The following is a 16,928-nucleotide window of genomic DNA, read 5'->3' as shown; positions in this document are numbered from 1 at the left end:
TTTATAGGCATAAAATCGATGGGATCAATGAATTATCATAATAAATTTCCAACCGAAGAAAATGCTGGGCCTCAGCTGGCCCGCAATATCAGGTGATTTTTTGCTATTCGGCAGGCGTGTCTTCTGGCTTCAAGTCCTGCTCGGCTTTGGTCGATTTCTGATGCGTGAAGCCCTTCAATCCCTTGGCGGTTTCCTCGGCATCGCGCTTTATTTCCACGTCGCTCATAGCGTAATGAACGGCCAATTTTGCAATCGACGTCAAAGCACTCAAATGAATGCGCTCATATCCGTGAGACGCGTCCACACCGAACGTCAGTAGCGCTGTGCGCACGTCATGTCCTGCTTCAACAGCGGAAGCTGCATCTGAACGATAATAACGGAACACATCTTTCTGCACCTGAATTTCGTGCTCGCCGCAAAGCTCATAGAGCTTCTTGGTCAGGTGATAATCGAACGGACCGGTCTGGTCAGCCATCGCAAGCGTTACGCCAAATTCGGATGAGTTCTGCCCTGGTGCGGTGGTGCCATTGTCAATGGCAACGAGAGAGGCAATATCGGGAACCACCACAGCCGATGCGCCGACACCCACTTCTTCACCGATTGTGAAAAGCCAATAGGTGTCTACGGGCGTTTCGACGGCAGCTCGCTGCATGGCTTCAAGTGAGGCCAGCATGATGGCCACGCCTGCCTTGTCATCGAGATGGCGAGACACGATGAAGCCGTTATCGATAAACTCCGGCGCAGGATCGACAGCTACAATATCACCGACATCAATGCCAAGCTGAACAAGGTCGTCCTTATTGCGCGCCAGTGCATCGACCCGCAATTCGACATAGGGCCATCCGACCGGCTGGCTATCCACTTCTTCATTGAAAGTGTGACCGGATGCTTTCAATGGCAGGATTGACCCGCGATAGGTCCCCTTGCCGGAAAAGATGGACACCCGCGCGCCTTCCGCGAAACGGGCAGACCAGTTTCCGATAGAGACCAGTTCAAGACGGCCATTATCTTTCAGGTACTTAACCTGAGCACCTAATGTGTCGACATGGGACACGATGCCCCGAGCCGGGCGTCTGGAAATGCCTGGTCGGCGCGCCCGGATTGCACCACGTCTGGTCAGCATGACTTCCAGACCGAGCATTTCCAGTTCACGAGCTACATAGCGGACAGCTTCATCTGTAAAGCCCGTTGGGCTTGGTATCGAAAGAAGCGCCTTGAGCCGTGTGACGAGATAGTCCTGATCAATGGAGATGGAATTTTGCATGACGCGAATGTCGCAGAATGCGGAAATATCGTCAACAATGCGGGGCCAACCTATCGTAAAGTTGACCCCGCGAAGTTCAGTCATCAGCGATTTGCGAAGACGCTTTCAATCGCTGCTTTTGTTGCTGAAACGACCTGATCCGCTTCGTCCTGCGTCAGACAAAGTGGCGGCGCAAAGCCCAGAATGTCACCTTCCGGCATTGCACGCCCGATGACCCCATTGGCAAGAAGGGCAGCCGAAATCTGCGCTCCAATCTTGAGTGATGGATCGAAGAATTTGCGATCGGCGCGATCTTCTACAAACTCGATAGCAGCCATCAGCCCGTCGCCGCGCACATCTCCGACATGCTTGTGATTGCCGATAGCATCGTTGAGAGCATTACGGAAATAAGCGCCGGTAGAACCGGCATTTTCTACCAGTTTCAAGTCATCGATGAGCTGGAGATTTGCCACACCAGCTGCTGCGCAGATGGGATGCGCCGAATAGGTCCAGCCATGGCCTATCGGTCCCATCTTGTCCGACCCCTTGACCAGCACGTCCCACATGCGATCCGAAACTATCGATCCGGAAAGCGGTGCATAGGCAGACGTCAATCCCTTGGCGATTGTGATCAGGTCAGGCTTCATTCCATAATGTTCGGACCCAAACATGCTGCCCAGGCGACCGAAACCAGTCACGACCTCGTCTGCAACGAGCAGAATGTCGTATTTGTCGAGAACGGCCTGTATTTTTTGCCAATAGCCAGCCGGAGGCGGAACAATCCCACCGGTTCCCAATACAGGCTCACCGATGAACGCAGCAATCGTGTCTGGCCCTTCAGCGAGGATCATTTCTTCAAGCTGGTCAGCACAATATTGCGAGAATTGCTCTTCGTTCATCGAGCGATCTTCACGACGGAAATAATAAGGCGCCTGTGTGTGCAAGATGGGTGCACGTGGCAAATCGAACGCGTTATGGAAGGTCGCAAGACCGGTCAAACTGCCTGTCATCACACCCGAGCCATGATAGCCGCGCCAGCGCGAGATGATCTTTTTCTTCTCGGGACGTCCTAGAATATTGTTGTAGTACCATATCAATTTAATGTTGGTTTCATTGGCATCAGAACCGGACAAGCCGAAATAGACGCGGCTCATATGCGCTGGTGCCCGGTCGATAATCATCTTGGCAAGCGTGATCGATACTTCCGTACCGTGGCCGACATAGGCATGATAATAGGCAAGCTTATGAGCCTGCTCAGCGATAGCATCAGCGATTTCCGTCCTGCCATAACCCACATTCACGCAGTAGAGACCGGCAAACGCATCGAGGCTCTTACGTCCATTCACATCGGTGATAAACACGCCCTTGCCTTCGTCCAATACGCGGGTTGGCGTTTCGCCACGCGCATGCATGCCCATATGTGTCGACGGATGGAAAAAATGGTCGCGGTCCCAGGCGGTCAATTCGTTGCTGTTGTTCAACATTGTCAGTTTCCTTTCATTTCGCGACACATTCATGCGGCGGTATCGATGCAGAGATATTTGAGTTCCGTGAAGGCGTGGATGCCATGATGTGACCCTTCGCGCGCCAATCCGGATTGTTTCCAGCCGCCAAAGGGGATGGGAGCGCCGGTGATTTTGGCGCGATTGATGGCAACCATGCCGTATTCGAGCGCACGCCCCATCCTCAGTTGCCGTGCACCGTTTGCCGTTACGACATAAGCGACGAGGCCATATTCTGTGGCATTAGCCCGCGCGATGACCTCATCTTCTGTTTCAAAAGCAGTGATTGCAGCAACCGGGCCAAATGTTTCTTCGTGCATAATCGCCGCGTCATTTGGCACATCGACCAGCAAGGTCGGCTCATAAAACAGCGTATTGTCGCCCATACGATTTCCGCCAACAAGCACGCGTGCTCCACACGCACGCGCATCCGCAACGTGCTCTTCGACCTTGGCGACGGCGCGCTCGTGCATCAGGGGTCCGATATCCACCTCATCCTCGAAACCCTGACCAACTTTGAGCATAGCGATGCGCGCAGCAAAGGCTTCGGTGAAGGAAGCGAGAATGCCGCGCTGAACAAAGATGCGGTTTGCGGCAAGGCAGTCCTGACCTGACGTGGCGAATTTGGCTGCCATCGCCACGTCTACGGCTCGCTCGAGATCGGCATCGTCGAAGATGATCAGTGGTGCATGCCCGCCAAGCTCCATGACAAGGCGTTTGACGGTCGCAGCGCATTTGGATGCAATCAACGTGCCAATGTGGGTAGAACCGGTGAAGCTCAAGGCACGTATACGAGTGTCGTTGCAAAGCGTATCGACGATTGGAGCGGCCTTGCCCGTGACTACATTGAAAACACCGGCCGGAAATCCTGCTCTCTCGCCAAGCTCAGCCAGTGCAAGTGCAGAAAGTGGCGTCTCCGACGATGGATGAACGACAACCGGACAGCCTGCAGCAAGAGCCGCAGCTGCTTTTCTGGTAATCATGGCATTTGGAAAATTCCACGGCGTTACCAGACCCACAACACCAAGAGCCTCACGACGCACGAGCATTTCGGCATCGGGCAGATGGCTGGCTATTGTTTCTCCGTTCAGGCGTTTTGCTTCTTCAGCGAACCACTCGATAAAGGCTGCGCCATAGTCGATCTCGCCGAGGGATTCATAGAACGGTTTGCCCTGCTCCAGCGTCAAGAGCACTGCGAGGTCGTCCCTGTTCTGAACAATCAATTCGTACCATCGCCGCAAAATGCCCGCGCGATCCTGTGGGAGGCGCCGTGACCATTCAGGGAATGCCTTTTCCGCGACATCAATCGCTGTAAGCGTCCGGGTTTCATTCAAACTTGCGACACGTGCGAGGCGCTGTCCAGTTGCGGGATCTACAACCGGAAATGTCTCCGCATTCTCGCCCGACATCCAACGTCCGTTGATATAGGCAAGCTCTCGAAAGAGATGCTTGTCCCTGAGCCTTTTAAGCCCGTCGTGTTGTATAGGATGATCCAGAACGGCATTCATGGTGCTTCTCCCAATTCAGGAAAAGCATCTCATGGGAGCACTGTCGATTTGGACCAAAGCAAAGCACAACACAACTGATTTGGACCAATATTGCCCCCGTTTGTAGTCCGCTTGGTCTATGCCGGATGGTCCGCAAGAAGCGATAGCGGCGCAGCGCCGTTCGCGTCCTTGACCAGCTTGGTTACGATATAGGTGAAATAGCGCTCTATACCGATATTCTGGTCCAAGAGGCGATCAATCAGCCTCTGATAGCCATCAATATCGCGCGCGGCGACCATTAGAAAATAGTCCACGCCGCCGCCAACAGACCAACACGAAATGATTTCCGGTAACGCCGAAACGGCACGTTCAAACCGATCAAAGTCGCTCTGACGATGATTACCAAGTGTAATCTGCACAATGACATGCGCGATGGGGGCGACTTTCCGATAGGCAATGTGCGCATGATAACCGGTTACTATGCCCGCTTCTTCCAGTTTGCGGAGACGGAGCCAGCATGGTGTCGGCGACAAGCCGACCTTTTCCGCCAATGCAAGTTTTGTGATTTTCGCATTTTCCTGCACGGCATCGAGAATGCGCAGATCAACGGCATCGAGCTTCAAGGCGGACTTCATTTGGTTGATCCGGTTCAAGTGAGGTTGTCCAATTCGGAGCGCTACTCCTTGGCATGAGCAAGCAGGGCTGGCAAGGCGTGTTCCCAAAACAGCGGCGCAAATCTAATTGTAATGATCCAATATAATCATTGACATGATCTTTTCTGTCTTTCACACATATTGCAACGAAAATAATCAAGACACGGGGAACGAGCTTGCGGCCACACGGTTTCGCATATGGTGCATTATTGCGCCCTGCGTTTGAGCACCAATCAAATTGGCCGCAGCCCTTCCGTTCCTCAACAGGTTTTGAGAGGCTATAGGCGTGTCCGAAACGGTGAGTATCAGGGAAATCGAACAAGCCCGTGACAGGCTGCGAGGCCATGTTGAGCGAACTCCACTTGTCCGCTCAAACGCTCTAAGCAAATTGTCCGGAACAGACATATTCCTCAAACTTGAAAATCGCCAGACCACCGGCAGCTTCAAATTGCGAGGTGCAACAAATGCTGTTCTAAGCCTGTCGGCGTCGAAGAGAAACTTCGGAGTCGTCACGGCTTCAACGGGCAATCATGGTCGCGCATTGGCTCGTGCAGCTTCCTTGCAAGGCCTCAAAGCCACGATCTGCCTGTCTTCGCTTGTTCCGTCAAACAAAGTCGAAGCTATCCATCGACTGGGTGCCGACATTCGCATTGTCGGAAAATCTCAAGATGATGCGATGGAAGAAGTCGCGCGTCTCGTTCGCGACGACAACATGAATTCGATCCCACCGTTTGATGATCCGCATGTAATCGCGGGTCAAGGAACCATCGGGCTTGAACTTCTTGAAAGTTCACCTGAGATCGAGTCCGTGTTGATCCCACTCTCCGGTGGCGGGCTTGCATCAGGCATAGCTGCGGCAATCAAAGCGCATAAGCCGACGGCTAGAATAATTGGCATTTCCATGAAACGTGGTGCAGCGATGCAAGCAAGTCTCGCTGCCGGTAGGCCTGTGAATGTGGAGGAAGTGGATACGCTGGCGGACTCGCTCGGGGGCGGTATCGGCCTCGATAATCGCTGGACTTTTGCCATGTGCCGCAACCTTCTGGACGATGTTGTTCTTCTTGATGAGGAAGAGATTGCAGCTGGCATAAGGCATATGGCCATCCATGAGAACGAGATTGTTGAGGGTGCTGCAGCCGTTGGCATTGGGGCGCTTCTCAGCGGAAAAATTGCGGTTTCCACGCCTACTGCGATCATCGTTTCTGGCGGCAATATAGACCCCCGACAGCATCGCATGATCATGAATGCCAGCGTGGAAGGAGCGACCTGATGGCCGAGATGCGGATATTGAGCGAAGGGGATCTCCGTCAGTTCATAACCCTCGATCTGGAAAGCATTGCCTGTGTTGAGGATGCGTTTCGTGCGCTTGCAAGCGGCAAAGTTAGTATGCCGCCAATCCTCCGGCTCGATATCCCCTCTGAGCGCGGAGAAGTCGACGTTAAAACCGCCTATATTCCTGGCCTCGACAGTTTCGCCATCAAAATCAGTCCCGGATTTTTCAACAATCCGTCCATTGGCTTGCCCTCAACGAACGGCTTAATGATCCAGTTCTCGGCTAAGACCGGACTTATCGAAGCCTTGCTGCTCGACAATGGCTATCTGACAGATGTGCGCACCGCCGCAGCGGGTGCAGTTGCTGCAAAATATCTGGCGCGTGAAGACGCGACCACAGCGGCAATCTTCGGTGCAGGCATTCAGGCCCAGTTGCAGCTGGAAGCCTTGACGCTGGTGCGACCGATCAAAGAAGCTCGTATCTGGGCGCGTGACTTCACCAAAGCGAAAAGTGTAGCCGCTAGTCTGGAACAGAAACTCAGTATCCCAGTCATTCCTGTGCAGGATGCTCGAAAAGCCTGCGCTGGTGTTGATATCATCGTCACGACGACTCCATCTGAAACACCGCTTCTCGACGCCGACTGGCTAGAGACAGGGCAGCATCTCACTGCAATGGGTTCTGATGCTGAACACAAGAATGAAATAGATCCCGCGATCTTCCGCCGTCCAGTCCTCTACGTTGCAGACAGCTTGAGCCAAACGCGCAGACTGGGCGAATTGCATCATGCAATTGAAGCCGGGATTGTCAGAGCCGATGCTTCTTTGCCGGAACTCGGACAGATCATTTCCGAGGACGGTATTTTTCATCGCAATGCCGAAGACATCACATTCTGCGACCTGACGGGTACGGGGGTTCAGGACACCGCTATTGCACGTCTTGCGACTGAGCGGGCGACCAAGCGCAACGCGGGCACCAAAATCGACTCGAACAAATCTGCTGGAGGCAATCAATGAGCGTTGAACTCAATTTCACCCGCGCCGAGTATGATGCCAGAATTGCCAAGACCAGACGCGCGATGGAAAAGGCGGGTTTCGATATTATCATCGTAACGGACCCATCCAACATGCACTGGCTGACCGGTTACGACGGCTGGTCCTTCTATGTCCATCAATGTGTCGTTCTTGCGATGGATGGAGAACCGATCTGGTATGGGCGCGGTCAGGACGGAAACGGCGCAAAGCGCACGGCTTGGATCGGTCATGACAACATCATTGGCTACCCGGATCATTATGTGCAGTCGCTGGAGCGGCATCCGATGGATTTGCTGGCGTCCATCCTGGACGACAAAGGGTGGGGCAACAAGACAATAGCGGTGGAGTTCGACAATTACTGGTACACCGCCGCCGCCCATCATGCCTTGCAGAAAAACCTGCCAAACGCGCGTTTCAAGGATGCGCAGGGGCTGGTGAACTGGCAACGCGCCGTCAAAAGCCCCACAGAGATCGACTATATGTGCAAGGCTGGCCGTATTGTTGAAGCCATGCACAAGCGGATCGTCGACACGATCGAACCGGGTATGCGTAAATGCGATCTGGTGGCGGAAATCTACGATGCGGGAACGCGTGGCGTCGGTGAATTTGGCGGTGATTATCCGGCCATTGTACCGCTCTTGCCGTCTGGCCCAGATGCTTCGGCCCCACATTTGACTTGGAACGACTTACCAATGAAGTCCGGTGAAGGCACGTTCTTTGAGATCGCCGGTTGCTACAAGCGCTATCATTGTCCACTGTCTCGCACGGTCTTTCTCGGCAAGCCCACGCAGGCATTTCTCGATGCCGAAAAGGCCACATTGGAGGGGATGGAAGCGGGTCTTGCAGCTGCCCGTCCCGGCAATACATGCGAAGATATTGCTGCCGGATTTTTCGACGTTCTGAAAAAATATGGCATCGTGAAAGACAACCGCACTGGCTATTCGATTGGGCTTTCCTATCCACCAGACTGGGGCGAACGCACAATGAGCCTGAGATCCGGCGACCGCACTGAATTGCAGCCGGGCATGACTTTCCACTTCATGACAGGGCTTTGGCTCGAAACCATGGGGCTGGAGATCACCGAAAGCATCGTCATTACCGAAACCGGCGTCGAATGTCTTTCAAACGTACCGCGCAAGCTGGTGGTCAAGGACTAGGTCTGTCATGATGCACACAACGCCCCCTTCCCGCCCTTCCCCAATCACGCCGAGTGTCGATCTCAACCGAGATGGGATTCAGCATGGTCATTTACGGCTGCCTTGGTCGCGGGACGATTCCGCTTGGGGTTCAGTGATGATCCCTATCTGCGTGATTCGCAACGGCGACGGTCCGACAGCGCTGCTTACAGGCGCCAACCATGGCGACGAGTATGAGGGTCCCGTTGCACTGTATGATCTCGCAGCGAATCTGGAGCCGGATCAAATCAAAGGTCGCGTTATCATCGTACCGGCGATGAATTTTCCGGCCTTTCAAGCGGGTACACGCACCTCCCCAATTGATAAAGGCAATCTCAATCGCAGTTTTCCGGGCCGCCCTGATGGTGCCGTGACGGAGAGAATTGCCGACTACTTCACCCGCTATCTGTTGCCGGAAGCCGATATCGTTCTGGACTTTCATTCAGGAGGTCGCACGCTGGATTTTCTGCCCTATGCGGCTGCTCATGCTTTGCCGAACAAAGTGCAGGAGAAGAATTGCTTCGCCGCTGTGAAAGCTTTCTGCGCGCCCTATTCGATGCGCATGATCGAGATTGATGCCGTTGGCATGTATGACACAACTGCGGAAGAAGCAGGTAAGCTCTTTGTAACAACCGAGCTTGCCGGTGGTGGTACCATATCCGCCCTAACGGCTACTATTGCCAAACGCGGCGTTCGCAACCTTTTGCGTCATTCCGGCATTCTGGAAGGTGAGATAGAACATTCGCCGACTGTCTGGCTTGACATGCCGTCACAGGATTGTTTCGGCTTTGCAGACACAGATGGGCTTCTGGAGCCACTTGTCGATCTAGGGTCCGCAGTGCGCAAAGGCGATGTCGTTGCCCGTGTGCATAGCATTGCGCGAACGGGCGGCGCGGCGCAGGAATATCGCGCAGCACTCGACGGTGTTCTGGCTGCACGCCACTTCCCGGGACTGGTCAAGATGGGCGATTGCCTCTCGGTCATTGCCACGATCTGCGAGGAGCCCGTCGCAAGCTAGCGAGCCAACAGAGACACTGAAGCAATAAGCCGGTGCCAACAAAACCGGTAATTTTAAAGAGGAGTGAACACTATGCGCATGAAACTTTATACGATTTCCACCTTGCTTTCTGCGGCGGCTACGCTTGCCCTCACCTTGCCGTCTCAAGCTGTCACGATTGACGACCTTAAAAGCGCTGGCTTTGTGCGTGGGGCAACAGCAAACGAGATGCCCTATGGCTATATGGATGAAAGCGGCGCGGCCAAGGGTATCGGTCCCGATGTCGCAGCAGCGATCTTTAAAAAGCTTGGCATCGAAGAAGTTGACTGGACCGTGACGCCGTTCGGCTCTCTCATTCCCGGCTTGAAAGCCAAGCGCTTTGAGTTTGTTGCCGCTGAACAGAATGTCCTGCCAGAACGCTGCAAGCAGGTGCAGTTCACCGTTGCCAATTCCAGCTATGGGGAAGGCCTCTTGGTGCCCAAGGGAAATCCCAAAAACATCCATTCATACGATGATATCAAGAAAGATCCTTCCTTGAAGGTCGCGATTGTGTCGGGCGCTGATCAGATCGACTTTCTGCATGGAATGGGGATAGACGAGTCCCAGATCGTCATGATCCAAGGCAATGCCGATGCGCCATCTACCGTGCAAACTGGTAGAGCTGATGCCTATGCTGCAACAGAACTGACGGTTGCAAAGCTCGTTGAGAATTCGCCCCAGCTGGAACAGGCTCACCCCTTCACTGACCCCGTCGTTGATGGCAAATCGGCGCGAAGCTTCGGCGCTTTCAGTTTCCGTCCTGAAGACAAGGACTTCTATACGGCTTTTAACAAAGAACTTATCGAGTTCAAGAAGACAGACGACTATAAAAAAATCCTGACGACATACGGACTTAGCGAAGAAAGCGTAGAAGCTGCTCGCACGGCAGACACAGCAGCGCTCTGCAACGCGAAGTAAGCTTGTCAGCACCCGCCGGTCTCAATAGGGGTCGGCGGGGCCAATCCTTTCTCTGCCCGGGAGACGACCCTATGCATTGGACGGAATATCTACCCGCCCTTTTCAAAGGTGCCCAAGTCACCATCATTCTGGCTCTCAGCTCAATGGTGATTGGCACGATACTCGCATTTGCTGCTGGCATAGCCCGCTTTGCAGGTGGACCGCTATTGTCTGCAATTGCAGTGATCTATATTGAAGTCTTCCGTGGTACATCGCTTCTCGTGCAGCTGTTCTGGCTCTACTATGCTTTGCCGCTTATCGGCATTTCCTTTGACCCGATCACGACTGGTATCATGGGGCTGGGACTGAATATCGGTGCTTATGGCGCGGAAGTCGTGCGTGGCGCACTGCAGGCCGTGCCGGAAGCCCAACATGAAGCTGCGCGCGCGTTGAATTTTGGCAAGCGGCACACGCTGTTTCATATTGTCTTGCCACAGGCAATCGTGGAAATGATGCCAGCCTTTGGCAATCTCGCTATCCACAATCTCAAGGACACTGCCCTTGCCTCTCTTATCGCTATCAGTGATTTGACATTTCAGGCTCAGAGATTGCGCAACCTGACGCTGGATAGCGTCACCATTTACTCCCTCACGCTGCTTGGCTATTTCGCGATGGCCCTGGTGCTTGCAACCGCAATCCGATGGTTGGAGCGCCGTCTCCGACGCCAGACAATGGCTGGAGGTTTCGCATGATATATGGTTATGCCTGGGACACCTCGTCCACCCTATCCTTCGCCATATCAATCCTGCCAATCCTCGCGATCGGTCTGACCGTCACGCTGAAAGCCGCAGCAACCGGTTTTGCCATTGCTTTGGTACTTGGACTGGTCTTCGCGCTTTTGCGCCGTAGTCGTTTCAAGATCATATCCTGGCCCACCGTTGTTGTTGTGGAGTTTCTGCGCGATACACCACTCCTGGTCCAGCTCTTCTTCCTCTACTACGTGCTGCCGGTCTATGGCATCGTCCTGCCCGCGTTTTTGACCGGTGCACTGGCACTTGGCCTGCAATATTCGGCCTACACATCGGAAGTCTATCGCGGCGGCATTGAGGCCATCCCTCGCGGACAGTGGGAAGCAGCGCGCGCGCTCAATTTAACTCCATGGCGGACCTATCGCGATATCGTCATTCCGCAAGCAGTTCCCCGCATTGTCCCAGCCATGGGCAATTATCTGGTTTCAATGCTCAAGGAAACGCCGGTTCTGTCGGTGGTCAGCATTGTCGACATGCTCAATCTTGCAAATCTGATTGGTGACCGTACGTTCGAGTATCTCGTACCATTGTCAATGGTTGGCCTGATCTTCCTCATCCTGACGCTCATCTGCTCGACAGCTATCCGTGTGCTTGAGCGCAAACTTCCAAAGAACGGGATCGCTCTCAAATGACCCAGGAAATCATTCGCTTTCAGAACGTCGTCAAACGCTTTGGAGCACTGACCGTATTGGATCAGTTCAATTTCTCGGTCACCACCGGCGAGAAAGTCACGCTCATCGGCCCTTCCGGCTCAGGTAAATCTACCGTGCTTCGGATATTGATGACCCTCGAACCCTTTCAGGAAGGCACCCTGGAATTAGATGGCATGCCCTACCATGAAGCGGGCGGCAAGGAACCGTTTCATGCCAGTGAAGCGCATCTACGCAAGATCAGATCGCATGTCGGAATGGTGTTTCAAAGCTTCAATCTCTTTCCTCACATGTCCGTGTTGCGCAACATCATCGAAGCGCCGGTTCATGTCCTTGGGCTCAAGCGGGCCGAAGCCGAAGCGCGCGCGCTGGACCTGCTATCGCTTGTTGGTCTTTCGGACAAGAAGGATCACTATCCATCACAACTATCAGGCGGCCAACAGCAGCGCGTCGCCATCGCACGATCTCTTGCAATGCGTCCTCGCGTTCTGCTCTTTGATGAACCGACATCCGCGCTCGATCCCCAGCTAGTCGGCGAAGTGCTATCGGTCATACGCAGCCTCGCACAGGAGCACGATCTCACCATGCTTCTGGTGACCCATGAGATGCGCTTTGCGCGCGAAGTCTCTGATCGCGTGTGCTTTTTCGACAAAGGACGCATCTGCGAACAGGGCACGCCCGAACAGATATTTCAAGCGCCGAAAGAACAGCGAACCAAGGAGTTTCTTCAGTCCGTCCTGTAAGGTCAGGCGATGGCGCCGACATCATAAACAGGAGGAAGTTGCGCGCAGGTCTCTCGGATTGTCTCGAGCGCCTTGCGCAATGCAGTGCGGGACAACCGCCCGCCAAGGCAAATCCGAATACCTCCGTGACCACGATCAGCGCCAGCCACAAACGGATCTGAAGGCGTTACCGCAACGCCTTTGTTGGCCAGTGCTCTCACCAGCCCATCTTCCGACCAGTGGCGCGGAATCTTGAGCCAGGCGCATAACGACAGCGGATTGCTCCCCGCGATCAAAGGCCCCAGAATATCGCTGACCTGCGCCTGTCTTGTTCTCAACTCGCCGCGTTGGATCTCGAGCAGTTTATTGACAGTGCCGTCCTCGATCCAGCGGCTTGCCATTTCGCCTAGAAGGTTAACCCCGCTCCAACTGGTCACACGCAAGATGGACGCGACACGGATGGAATATTGCGAGGGCACAACGAGATAGCCGGTACGAAGTCCCGTCATTACAGTCTTTGTGAAGCTCGTGACGAAAAAGCCGAGATCTGGAAGCAATTCCGGCATTGAGGGCAATCGTTCTTCCAGTATCGGTTTGTAAACCTCGTCTTCGATAACACACACGGCATATCTGGCTGCGATTTCAGCAATCGCCATGCGGCGTTGCGCGGACATGAGATGACTTGTTGGATTGCCAAGAGTTGGGATCAAAACAAGCGCACGCACATCTCCGGCTTTGCATGCCATTTCAAAGGCATCCGGAATGACGCCTTGTTCGTCGATTGGCAGACCGCGTAACGTAAAGCCGAGCACGTTTGCAAGCCCGATAATACCATGATCAGTCAAGCGTTCAGTCAGTACAACCTCACCCGGTTGAACAATCGTCGCTACCGCAAGAAACAAGCCATGCGCCGCTCCATTCGTAATGACAATACGGCCCGGATCTACATCAACGGAAAGTCCGCGTAGCCATTCCTGCGCAACTGCACGGTGACGATCCAGACCGGCGATTGGACGACATGGCCGCATGAAGCTGGCATTTTCGGATTGGCTCAACTGTTCGAACAAACGCTTTGAGGCCCGCTCATGCGCTTCTGTATAGACAGCCCGAATAATCGACATATCGGCAGTACCGCTTGGGTCACGGTCCAGCATGAAACGATCAGCACGCTCGGTCACACGATTGCAGACATATGTTCCGCGACCAACCTCGCCGCGTAGATAGCCGCGTCGTTCGGCCTCTTTATAGCTAATGCTGACAGTTTGAACCGAGAGACCAAGCCTGTGCGCCAACTCGCGATGGGTCGGCATTTGGGCCGACGGTTGCAGAATGCCGTTCTCTATATCGTCGACAATTTTTTCTGTCAGGAGTCGATGCTTGGTTGCGCCTTTGCGCAACTCCAATACAGGTTTCCACATGCGCGCACGGGCTCCATCATGACAAAATAGCGATTGAACTGTTATATCGGTTTTTTGTCATGATATACACATTAAATCCGGCCCGAACGAACTTCACCCACAAATTGTGAAACCGTGGAGTTATGATTGCGTGATCCATTCCGCGTCTTCTCCGGGACATGGTTTAACCTCAGAATAGCCCCGAAACTAACTCTTTGCCGTCACATTGGACCTGTGCACTGGCGTCGTCGCCCCAAAACGCCTCAAGCAAAAATTCTGGAAAGGAAAGATGATGCCAAGAATTGCATCGCTTGCATTCGTAACTCTCGTCGCCCTGACCCCTGCCGCAATAGCTCAGCAACAGGCACCGCAGCCTCCGGCCAATTCAGCACCTGCGACCCAGCAACCATCGACAGCGCCAACCATACAAACCGTATCGGTCGTTGACATCAAGGAACTCCCCGCCGAAAGTCAGAAGGAAGTCCAGGCTGTCGTTGAAAAGCGGAATGCCGATGATCTTACCAAGCTACGCACATCCGTAAAAACATTCCCTCAGGCGCGCGAAGCGCTTCAACAAAAGGGCATGAACGAGCAGGATGTCATTGCAGCCAGTCTATCGGAAAATGGGGCTTTAACACTGATCACGAAGAAGGCGAGCTAGACGACCGCGCTCACGCATCGCATCCTTTGATCAATACCCCGTTGAAAACATAAAGTCGGGCCGGAACGGTCCGATTTTCCAGATCAAGCTTCACTAAAGCTGGCTCGAAGCGAGGCAATATCGTCATGATACTCAATATGGCCATCACGGATGATAATACCGCAATCGCAGTACTGTATGATTTGCGATAGTGAATGCGAAACCATGATCACCCGCGCATGTGAAATTTTGGCGTCAAGCGCGGCCTTGGATTTGGCTTTGAAACGTTCATCTCCCACGGCTATAATTTCATCAGTCAGATAACAATCAAAGTCGATAGCAAGGCTCATACCAAAAGCCAAACGAGCTTTCATCCCGCTGGAATAGGTTTTGACTGTTGGTTTCCATGCGGAACTGAGCCGGTTTTTCCACCGAGACGTGAGCCACTTCTGACTATGGTTTTATGATTGGGTTATGGTCAAGGGATTGGCTTTTTGTCCTCTCTTGTTTGCTGCGGCTGCCGAACTGGCCTTGAAGCGGAAGCTGTTATTACCTGTTTCCAGGATATGGCAGCGATGGGTCAAACGATCGAGCAATGCCGTCGTCATCTTGGCATCGCCGAAGACTGTTGCCCATTCGCTAAAGCTGAGGTTGGTGGTTATCACCACGCTGGTCCGCTCATAGAGCTTGCTCAACAGGTGGAAGAGCAGCGCTCCGCCTGAAGCGCTGAATGGAAGGTATCCGAGCTCATCAAGGATCAGCAGATCAAGGCGGACCAAGGTCTCAGCGATCTGGCCTGCCTTGCCTTTGGCCTTCTCCTGCTCAAGTGCGTTGACCAATTCGATGGTTGAGAAGAAGCGGACTTTTCGACGGTGATGTTCGATAGCCTGGATGCCAAGGGCCGTCGCCACGTGGGTTTTGCCTGTGCCCGGTCCGCCGACGAGCACGATATTCTGCGCTCCGTCAATGAACTCGCATCTGTGCAACTGGCGCACCGTCGCTTCGTTGATCTCGCTGGCGGCAAAGTCGTATCCAGAGATATCCTTGTAGGCCGGGAAGCGTGCAGCCTTCATATGATAGGCGATGGAGCGGACCTCGCGCTCGGCCATCTCGGCTTTCAGCAACTGGGAGAGGATCGGCACGGCTGCGTCAAAAGCTGGAGCACCTTGCTCGATCAAGTCTGTGACGGCTTGCGCCATGCCATACATCTTCAGGCTACGGAGCATGATAACGACGGCCGCGCTGGCAGGATCATGACGCATGGCGACCTCCCACGATCCGGACGCGCAAGCCATCGTAGCGTTCTACATTGGCCTTGGGTTCACGCAGCAAGGTCAATGCCTGTGGCGTATCGACGTCGGGACCCTCGTTCGTCTTGCCGTCGATCAGACGGTGCAGAAGATTCAGTACATGCGTTTTGGTTGCCACGCCTTGATCCAAAGCCAGTTCTACAGCCCTGACGACAACCTGTTCGTCGTGATGAAGGACGAGGGCAAGGATATCGGCCATCTCACGATCACCACCGGGGCGGCGAAGCATCTGATTCTGTAGTTGTCGAAAGGCAAACGGCAATTCCAGGAAGGGAGCACCATTGCGCAGGGCACCGGGCTTGCGCTGGATGACCGTCAAGTAATGTCGCCAATCATAGATTGTCCGAGGTAGCCTGTGGCTGCGCTCGATGACCCGCGCGTGTTCACATAGAATGTTTCCCTCGGCCGCAACGACCAGGCGCTCGGGATATATCCGCAGGCTGACGGGCCGGTTTGCAAATGATGCAGGCACGCTGTAGCGGTTCCGCTCGAAGGTAATCAGGCATGTTGGTGAGACGCGCTTGCTCTGCTCAACGAAGCCGTCAAATGCAGTTGGCAATGCCATCAATGCTGCTCGCTCGTCGGCCCAAACGTCTGCGATAGAACCGGGCAAGGTGCCATGCGCCGTGTCCCGCCACAGCTCTTGGCAATGTTGCTCCAGCCAGTCATTCAACGCCATCAGATTTGGAAAGTCTGGCATCTGTTGCCACAAGCGTGGTCGGGCATCCTGGACGTTCTTCTCGACCTGACCCTTTTCCCAACCGGCCGCTGGATTGCAGAACTCAGGTGCAAAGACGTAATGGTTCGTCATCGCGAGGAAGCGCATGTTGACCTGTCGCTCCTTGCCGCGGCCCACACGATCGACCGCTGTCTTCATGTTATCGTAAATCCCACGACCAGGCACGCCGCCGAAGACACGGAAGCCGTGCCAGTGTGCGTCAAAGAGCATCTCGTGTGTTTGCAACAAGTAGGCCCTGACCAGAAAAGCCCGACTGTGGGATAGTTTGATATGTGCGACCTGGAGCTTCGTGCGCTCGCCGCCGATTACGGCGTAGTCCTCACTCCAATCGAACTGGAAGGCCTCACCAGGTCGGAAAGACAGC

Annotated in this window: 17 protein-coding genes; 9 read left to right on the top strand and 8 right to left on the bottom strand. The window is 54.1% G+C overall.

The genetic code is table 11. From position 1 onward, the window contains the following. Positions 1-103: 103 nt before the first annotated feature. From ACTJKP_RS23205 to ACTJKP_RS23190, 4 genes are all read right to left on the bottom strand, one after another. The gene (locus ACTJKP_RS23205; protein ID WP_440632355.1) at positions 104-1,264 is read right to left on the bottom strand and encodes an osmoprotectant NAGGN system M42 family peptidase; all 1,161 of its coding nucleotides are present in this window, start codon (positions 1,262-1,264) and stop codon (positions 104-106) included. Between the two features lie 83 nt (positions 1,265-1,347). Further along, entirely contained in the window at positions 1,348-2,727 is a 1,380-nt protein-coding gene (locus ACTJKP_RS23200; protein ID WP_440632346.1) for an aspartate aminotransferase family protein, read from the bottom strand. 29 nt (positions 2,728-2,756) lie between these two features. Next, positions 2,757-4,253, bottom strand: a complete 1,497-nt coding sequence (locus ACTJKP_RS23195; RefSeq protein WP_440632345.1) for an NAD-dependent succinate-semialdehyde dehydrogenase — start codon at positions 4,251-4,253, stop codon at positions 2,757-2,759. Between the two features lie 116 nt (positions 4,254-4,369). Further along, positions 4,370-4,855 carry an Lrp/AsnC family transcriptional regulator gene (locus tag ACTJKP_RS23190; protein ID WP_176168374.1) on the bottom strand — a complete coding sequence of 162 codons (486 nt, stop codon included), beginning with the start codon at positions 4,853-4,855 and terminating at the stop codon, positions 4,370-4,372. 316 nt (positions 4,856-5,171) lie between these two features. On the opposite strand from ACTJKP_RS23190, the gene eutB reads away from it, so the two are divergent. From eutB to ehuA, 8 genes are all read left to right on the top strand, one after another. Continuing rightward, positions 5,172-6,155: a hydroxyectoine utilization dehydratase EutB gene (gene eutB, locus ACTJKP_RS23185; protein WP_440632344.1), complete on the top strand. Its 984-nt coding sequence runs from the start codon at positions 5,172-5,174 to the stop codon at positions 6,153-6,155. Beyond that, positions 6,155-7,171 (top strand): cyclodeaminase, encoded by a 1,017-nt coding sequence (locus ACTJKP_RS23180; protein WP_199057587.1) that lies wholly within the window; start codon positions 6,155-6,157, stop codon positions 7,169-7,171. The genes eutB and ACTJKP_RS23180 overlap by 1 nt, the downstream gene beginning before the upstream one ends. After that, a complete protein-coding gene (gene doeA, locus ACTJKP_RS23175) occupies positions 7,168-8,346 on the top strand; it encodes an ectoine hydrolase DoeA (RefSeq protein ID WP_440632343.1) in 1,179 nt (392 codons plus the stop codon). Before ACTJKP_RS23180 ends, doeA begins: the two co-directional genes overlap by 4 nt. 7 nt (positions 8,347-8,353) lie before the next feature. Then, a complete protein-coding gene (doeB, locus tag ACTJKP_RS23170) occupies positions 8,354-9,382 on the top strand; it encodes a N(2)-acetyl-L-2,4-diaminobutanoate deacetylase DoeB (RefSeq protein ID WP_440632342.1) in 1,029 nt (342 codons plus the stop codon). Positions 9,383-9,454: 72 nt separating this feature from the next. Continuing rightward, positions 9,455-10,318, top strand: coding sequence for an ectoine/hydroxyectoine ABC transporter substrate-binding protein EhuB (gene ehuB, locus ACTJKP_RS23165; protein ID WP_440632341.1), 864 nt, complete (start codon positions 9,455-9,457; stop codon positions 10,316-10,318). Positions 10,319-10,389: 71 nt separating this feature from the next. Continuing rightward, the gene (ehuC, locus tag ACTJKP_RS23160; protein ID WP_078340949.1) at positions 10,390-11,049 is read left to right on the top strand and encodes an ectoine/hydroxyectoine ABC transporter permease subunit EhuC; all 660 of its coding nucleotides are present in this window, start codon (positions 10,390-10,392) and stop codon (positions 11,047-11,049) included. After that, positions 11,046-11,738, top strand: a complete 693-nt coding sequence (gene ehuD / locus ACTJKP_RS23155) for an ectoine/hydroxyectoine ABC transporter permease subunit EhuD (RefSeq protein ID WP_078340950.1) — start codon at positions 11,046-11,048, stop codon at positions 11,736-11,738. The genes ehuC and ehuD overlap by 4 nt, the downstream gene beginning before the upstream one ends. After that, positions 11,735-12,499, top strand: coding sequence for an ectoine/hydroxyectoine ABC transporter ATP-binding protein EhuA (gene ehuA / locus ACTJKP_RS23150; protein WP_199057591.1), 765 nt, complete (start codon positions 11,735-11,737; stop codon positions 12,497-12,499). Before ehuD ends, ehuA begins: the two co-directional genes overlap by 4 nt. Positions 12,500-12,501: 2 nt before the next feature. On the opposite strand, the gene ACTJKP_RS23145 is transcribed toward ehuA, so the two are convergent. Next, positions 12,502-13,896, bottom strand: a complete 1,395-nt coding sequence (locus ACTJKP_RS23145) for a PLP-dependent aminotransferase family protein (protein ID WP_440632340.1) — start codon at positions 13,894-13,896, stop codon at positions 12,502-12,504. Between the two features lie 268 nt (positions 13,897-14,164). Between ACTJKP_RS23145 and ACTJKP_RS23140 the strand changes: the two genes are divergently transcribed. Then, positions 14,165-14,536, top strand: a complete 372-nt coding sequence (locus tag ACTJKP_RS23140; protein ID WP_440632339.1) for a hypothetical protein — start codon at positions 14,165-14,167, stop codon at positions 14,534-14,536. Between the two features lie 83 nt (positions 14,537-14,619). On the opposite strand, the gene ACTJKP_RS23135 is transcribed toward ACTJKP_RS23140, so the two are convergent. From ACTJKP_RS23135 to istA, 3 genes are all read right to left on the bottom strand, one after another. Next, on the bottom strand, positions 14,620-14,877 hold the full coding sequence (locus ACTJKP_RS23135; RefSeq protein WP_440632338.1) for a hypothetical protein: 258 nt from the start codon (positions 14,875-14,877) through the stop codon (positions 14,620-14,622). A gap of 99 nt (positions 14,878-14,976) precedes the next feature. Further along, positions 14,977-15,777, bottom strand: coding sequence for an IS21-like element helper ATPase IstB (gene istB / locus ACTJKP_RS23130; RefSeq protein ID WP_440632337.1), 801 nt, complete (start codon positions 15,775-15,777; stop codon positions 14,977-14,979). Beyond that, positions 15,767-16,928, bottom strand: a 1,162-nt coding sequence (gene istA / locus ACTJKP_RS23125) for an IS21 family transposase (RefSeq protein WP_440632336.1), incomplete at its 5' end; no start/stop codon positions are given. The genes istB and istA, both read right to left, overlap by 11 nt.

Origin of the sequence: Brucella sp. 22210 (assembly GCF_052045675.1) — a bacterium.
Taxonomy (GTDB): domain Bacteria; phylum Pseudomonadota; class Alphaproteobacteria; order Rhizobiales; family Rhizobiaceae; genus Brucella.
The sequence above is the reverse complement of the archived record's forward strand: the minus strand, read 5'-3'. Positions and strand labels throughout refer to the sequence as shown.

Excerpts from the sequence above, each read along its gene's own strand:
- ACTJKP_RS23205 (WP_440632355.1), bottom strand. The coding sequence starts at position 1,264 with ATGCAAAATTCCATCTCCATTGATCAGGACTATCTCGTCACACGGCTC.
- ACTJKP_RS23200 (WP_440632346.1), bottom strand. The coding sequence starts at position 2,727 with ATGTTGAACAACAGCAACGAATTGACCGCCTGGGACCGCGACCATTTT.
- ACTJKP_RS23195 (WP_440632345.1), bottom strand. The coding sequence starts at position 4,253 with ATGAATGCCGTTCTGGATCATCCTATACAACACGACGGGCTTAAAAGG.
- ACTJKP_RS23180 (WP_199057587.1), top strand. The coding sequence starts at position 6,155 with ATGGCCGAGATGCGGATATTGAGCGAAGGGGATCTCCGTCAGTTCATA.
- doeA (WP_440632343.1), top strand. The coding sequence starts at position 7,168 with ATGAGCGTTGAACTCAATTTCACCCGCGCCGAGTATGATGCCAGAATT.
- doeB (WP_440632342.1), top strand. The coding sequence starts at position 8,354 with ATGATGCACACAACGCCCCCTTCCCGCCCTTCCCCAATCACGCCGAGT.
- ehuB (WP_440632341.1), top strand. The coding sequence starts at position 9,455 with ATGCGCATGAAACTTTATACGATTTCCACCTTGCTTTCTGCGGCGGCT.
- ehuC (WP_078340949.1), top strand. The coding sequence starts at position 10,390 with ATGCATTGGACGGAATATCTACCCGCCCTTTTCAAAGGTGCCCAAGTC.
- ehuD (WP_078340950.1), top strand. The coding sequence starts at position 11,046 with ATGATATATGGTTATGCCTGGGACACCTCGTCCACCCTATCCTTCGCC.
- ehuA (WP_199057591.1), top strand. The coding sequence starts at position 11,735 with ATGACCCAGGAAATCATTCGCTTTCAGAACGTCGTCAAACGCTTTGGA.
- ACTJKP_RS23145 (WP_440632340.1), bottom strand. The coding sequence starts at position 13,896 with ATGTGGAAACCTGTATTGGAGTTGCGCAAAGGCGCAACCAAGCATCGA.
- ACTJKP_RS23140 (WP_440632339.1), top strand. The coding sequence starts at position 14,165 with ATGATGCCAAGAATTGCATCGCTTGCATTCGTAACTCTCGTCGCCCTG.
- istB (WP_440632337.1), bottom strand. The coding sequence starts at position 15,777 with ATGCGTCATGATCCTGCCAGCGCGGCCGTCGTTATCATGCTCCGTAGC.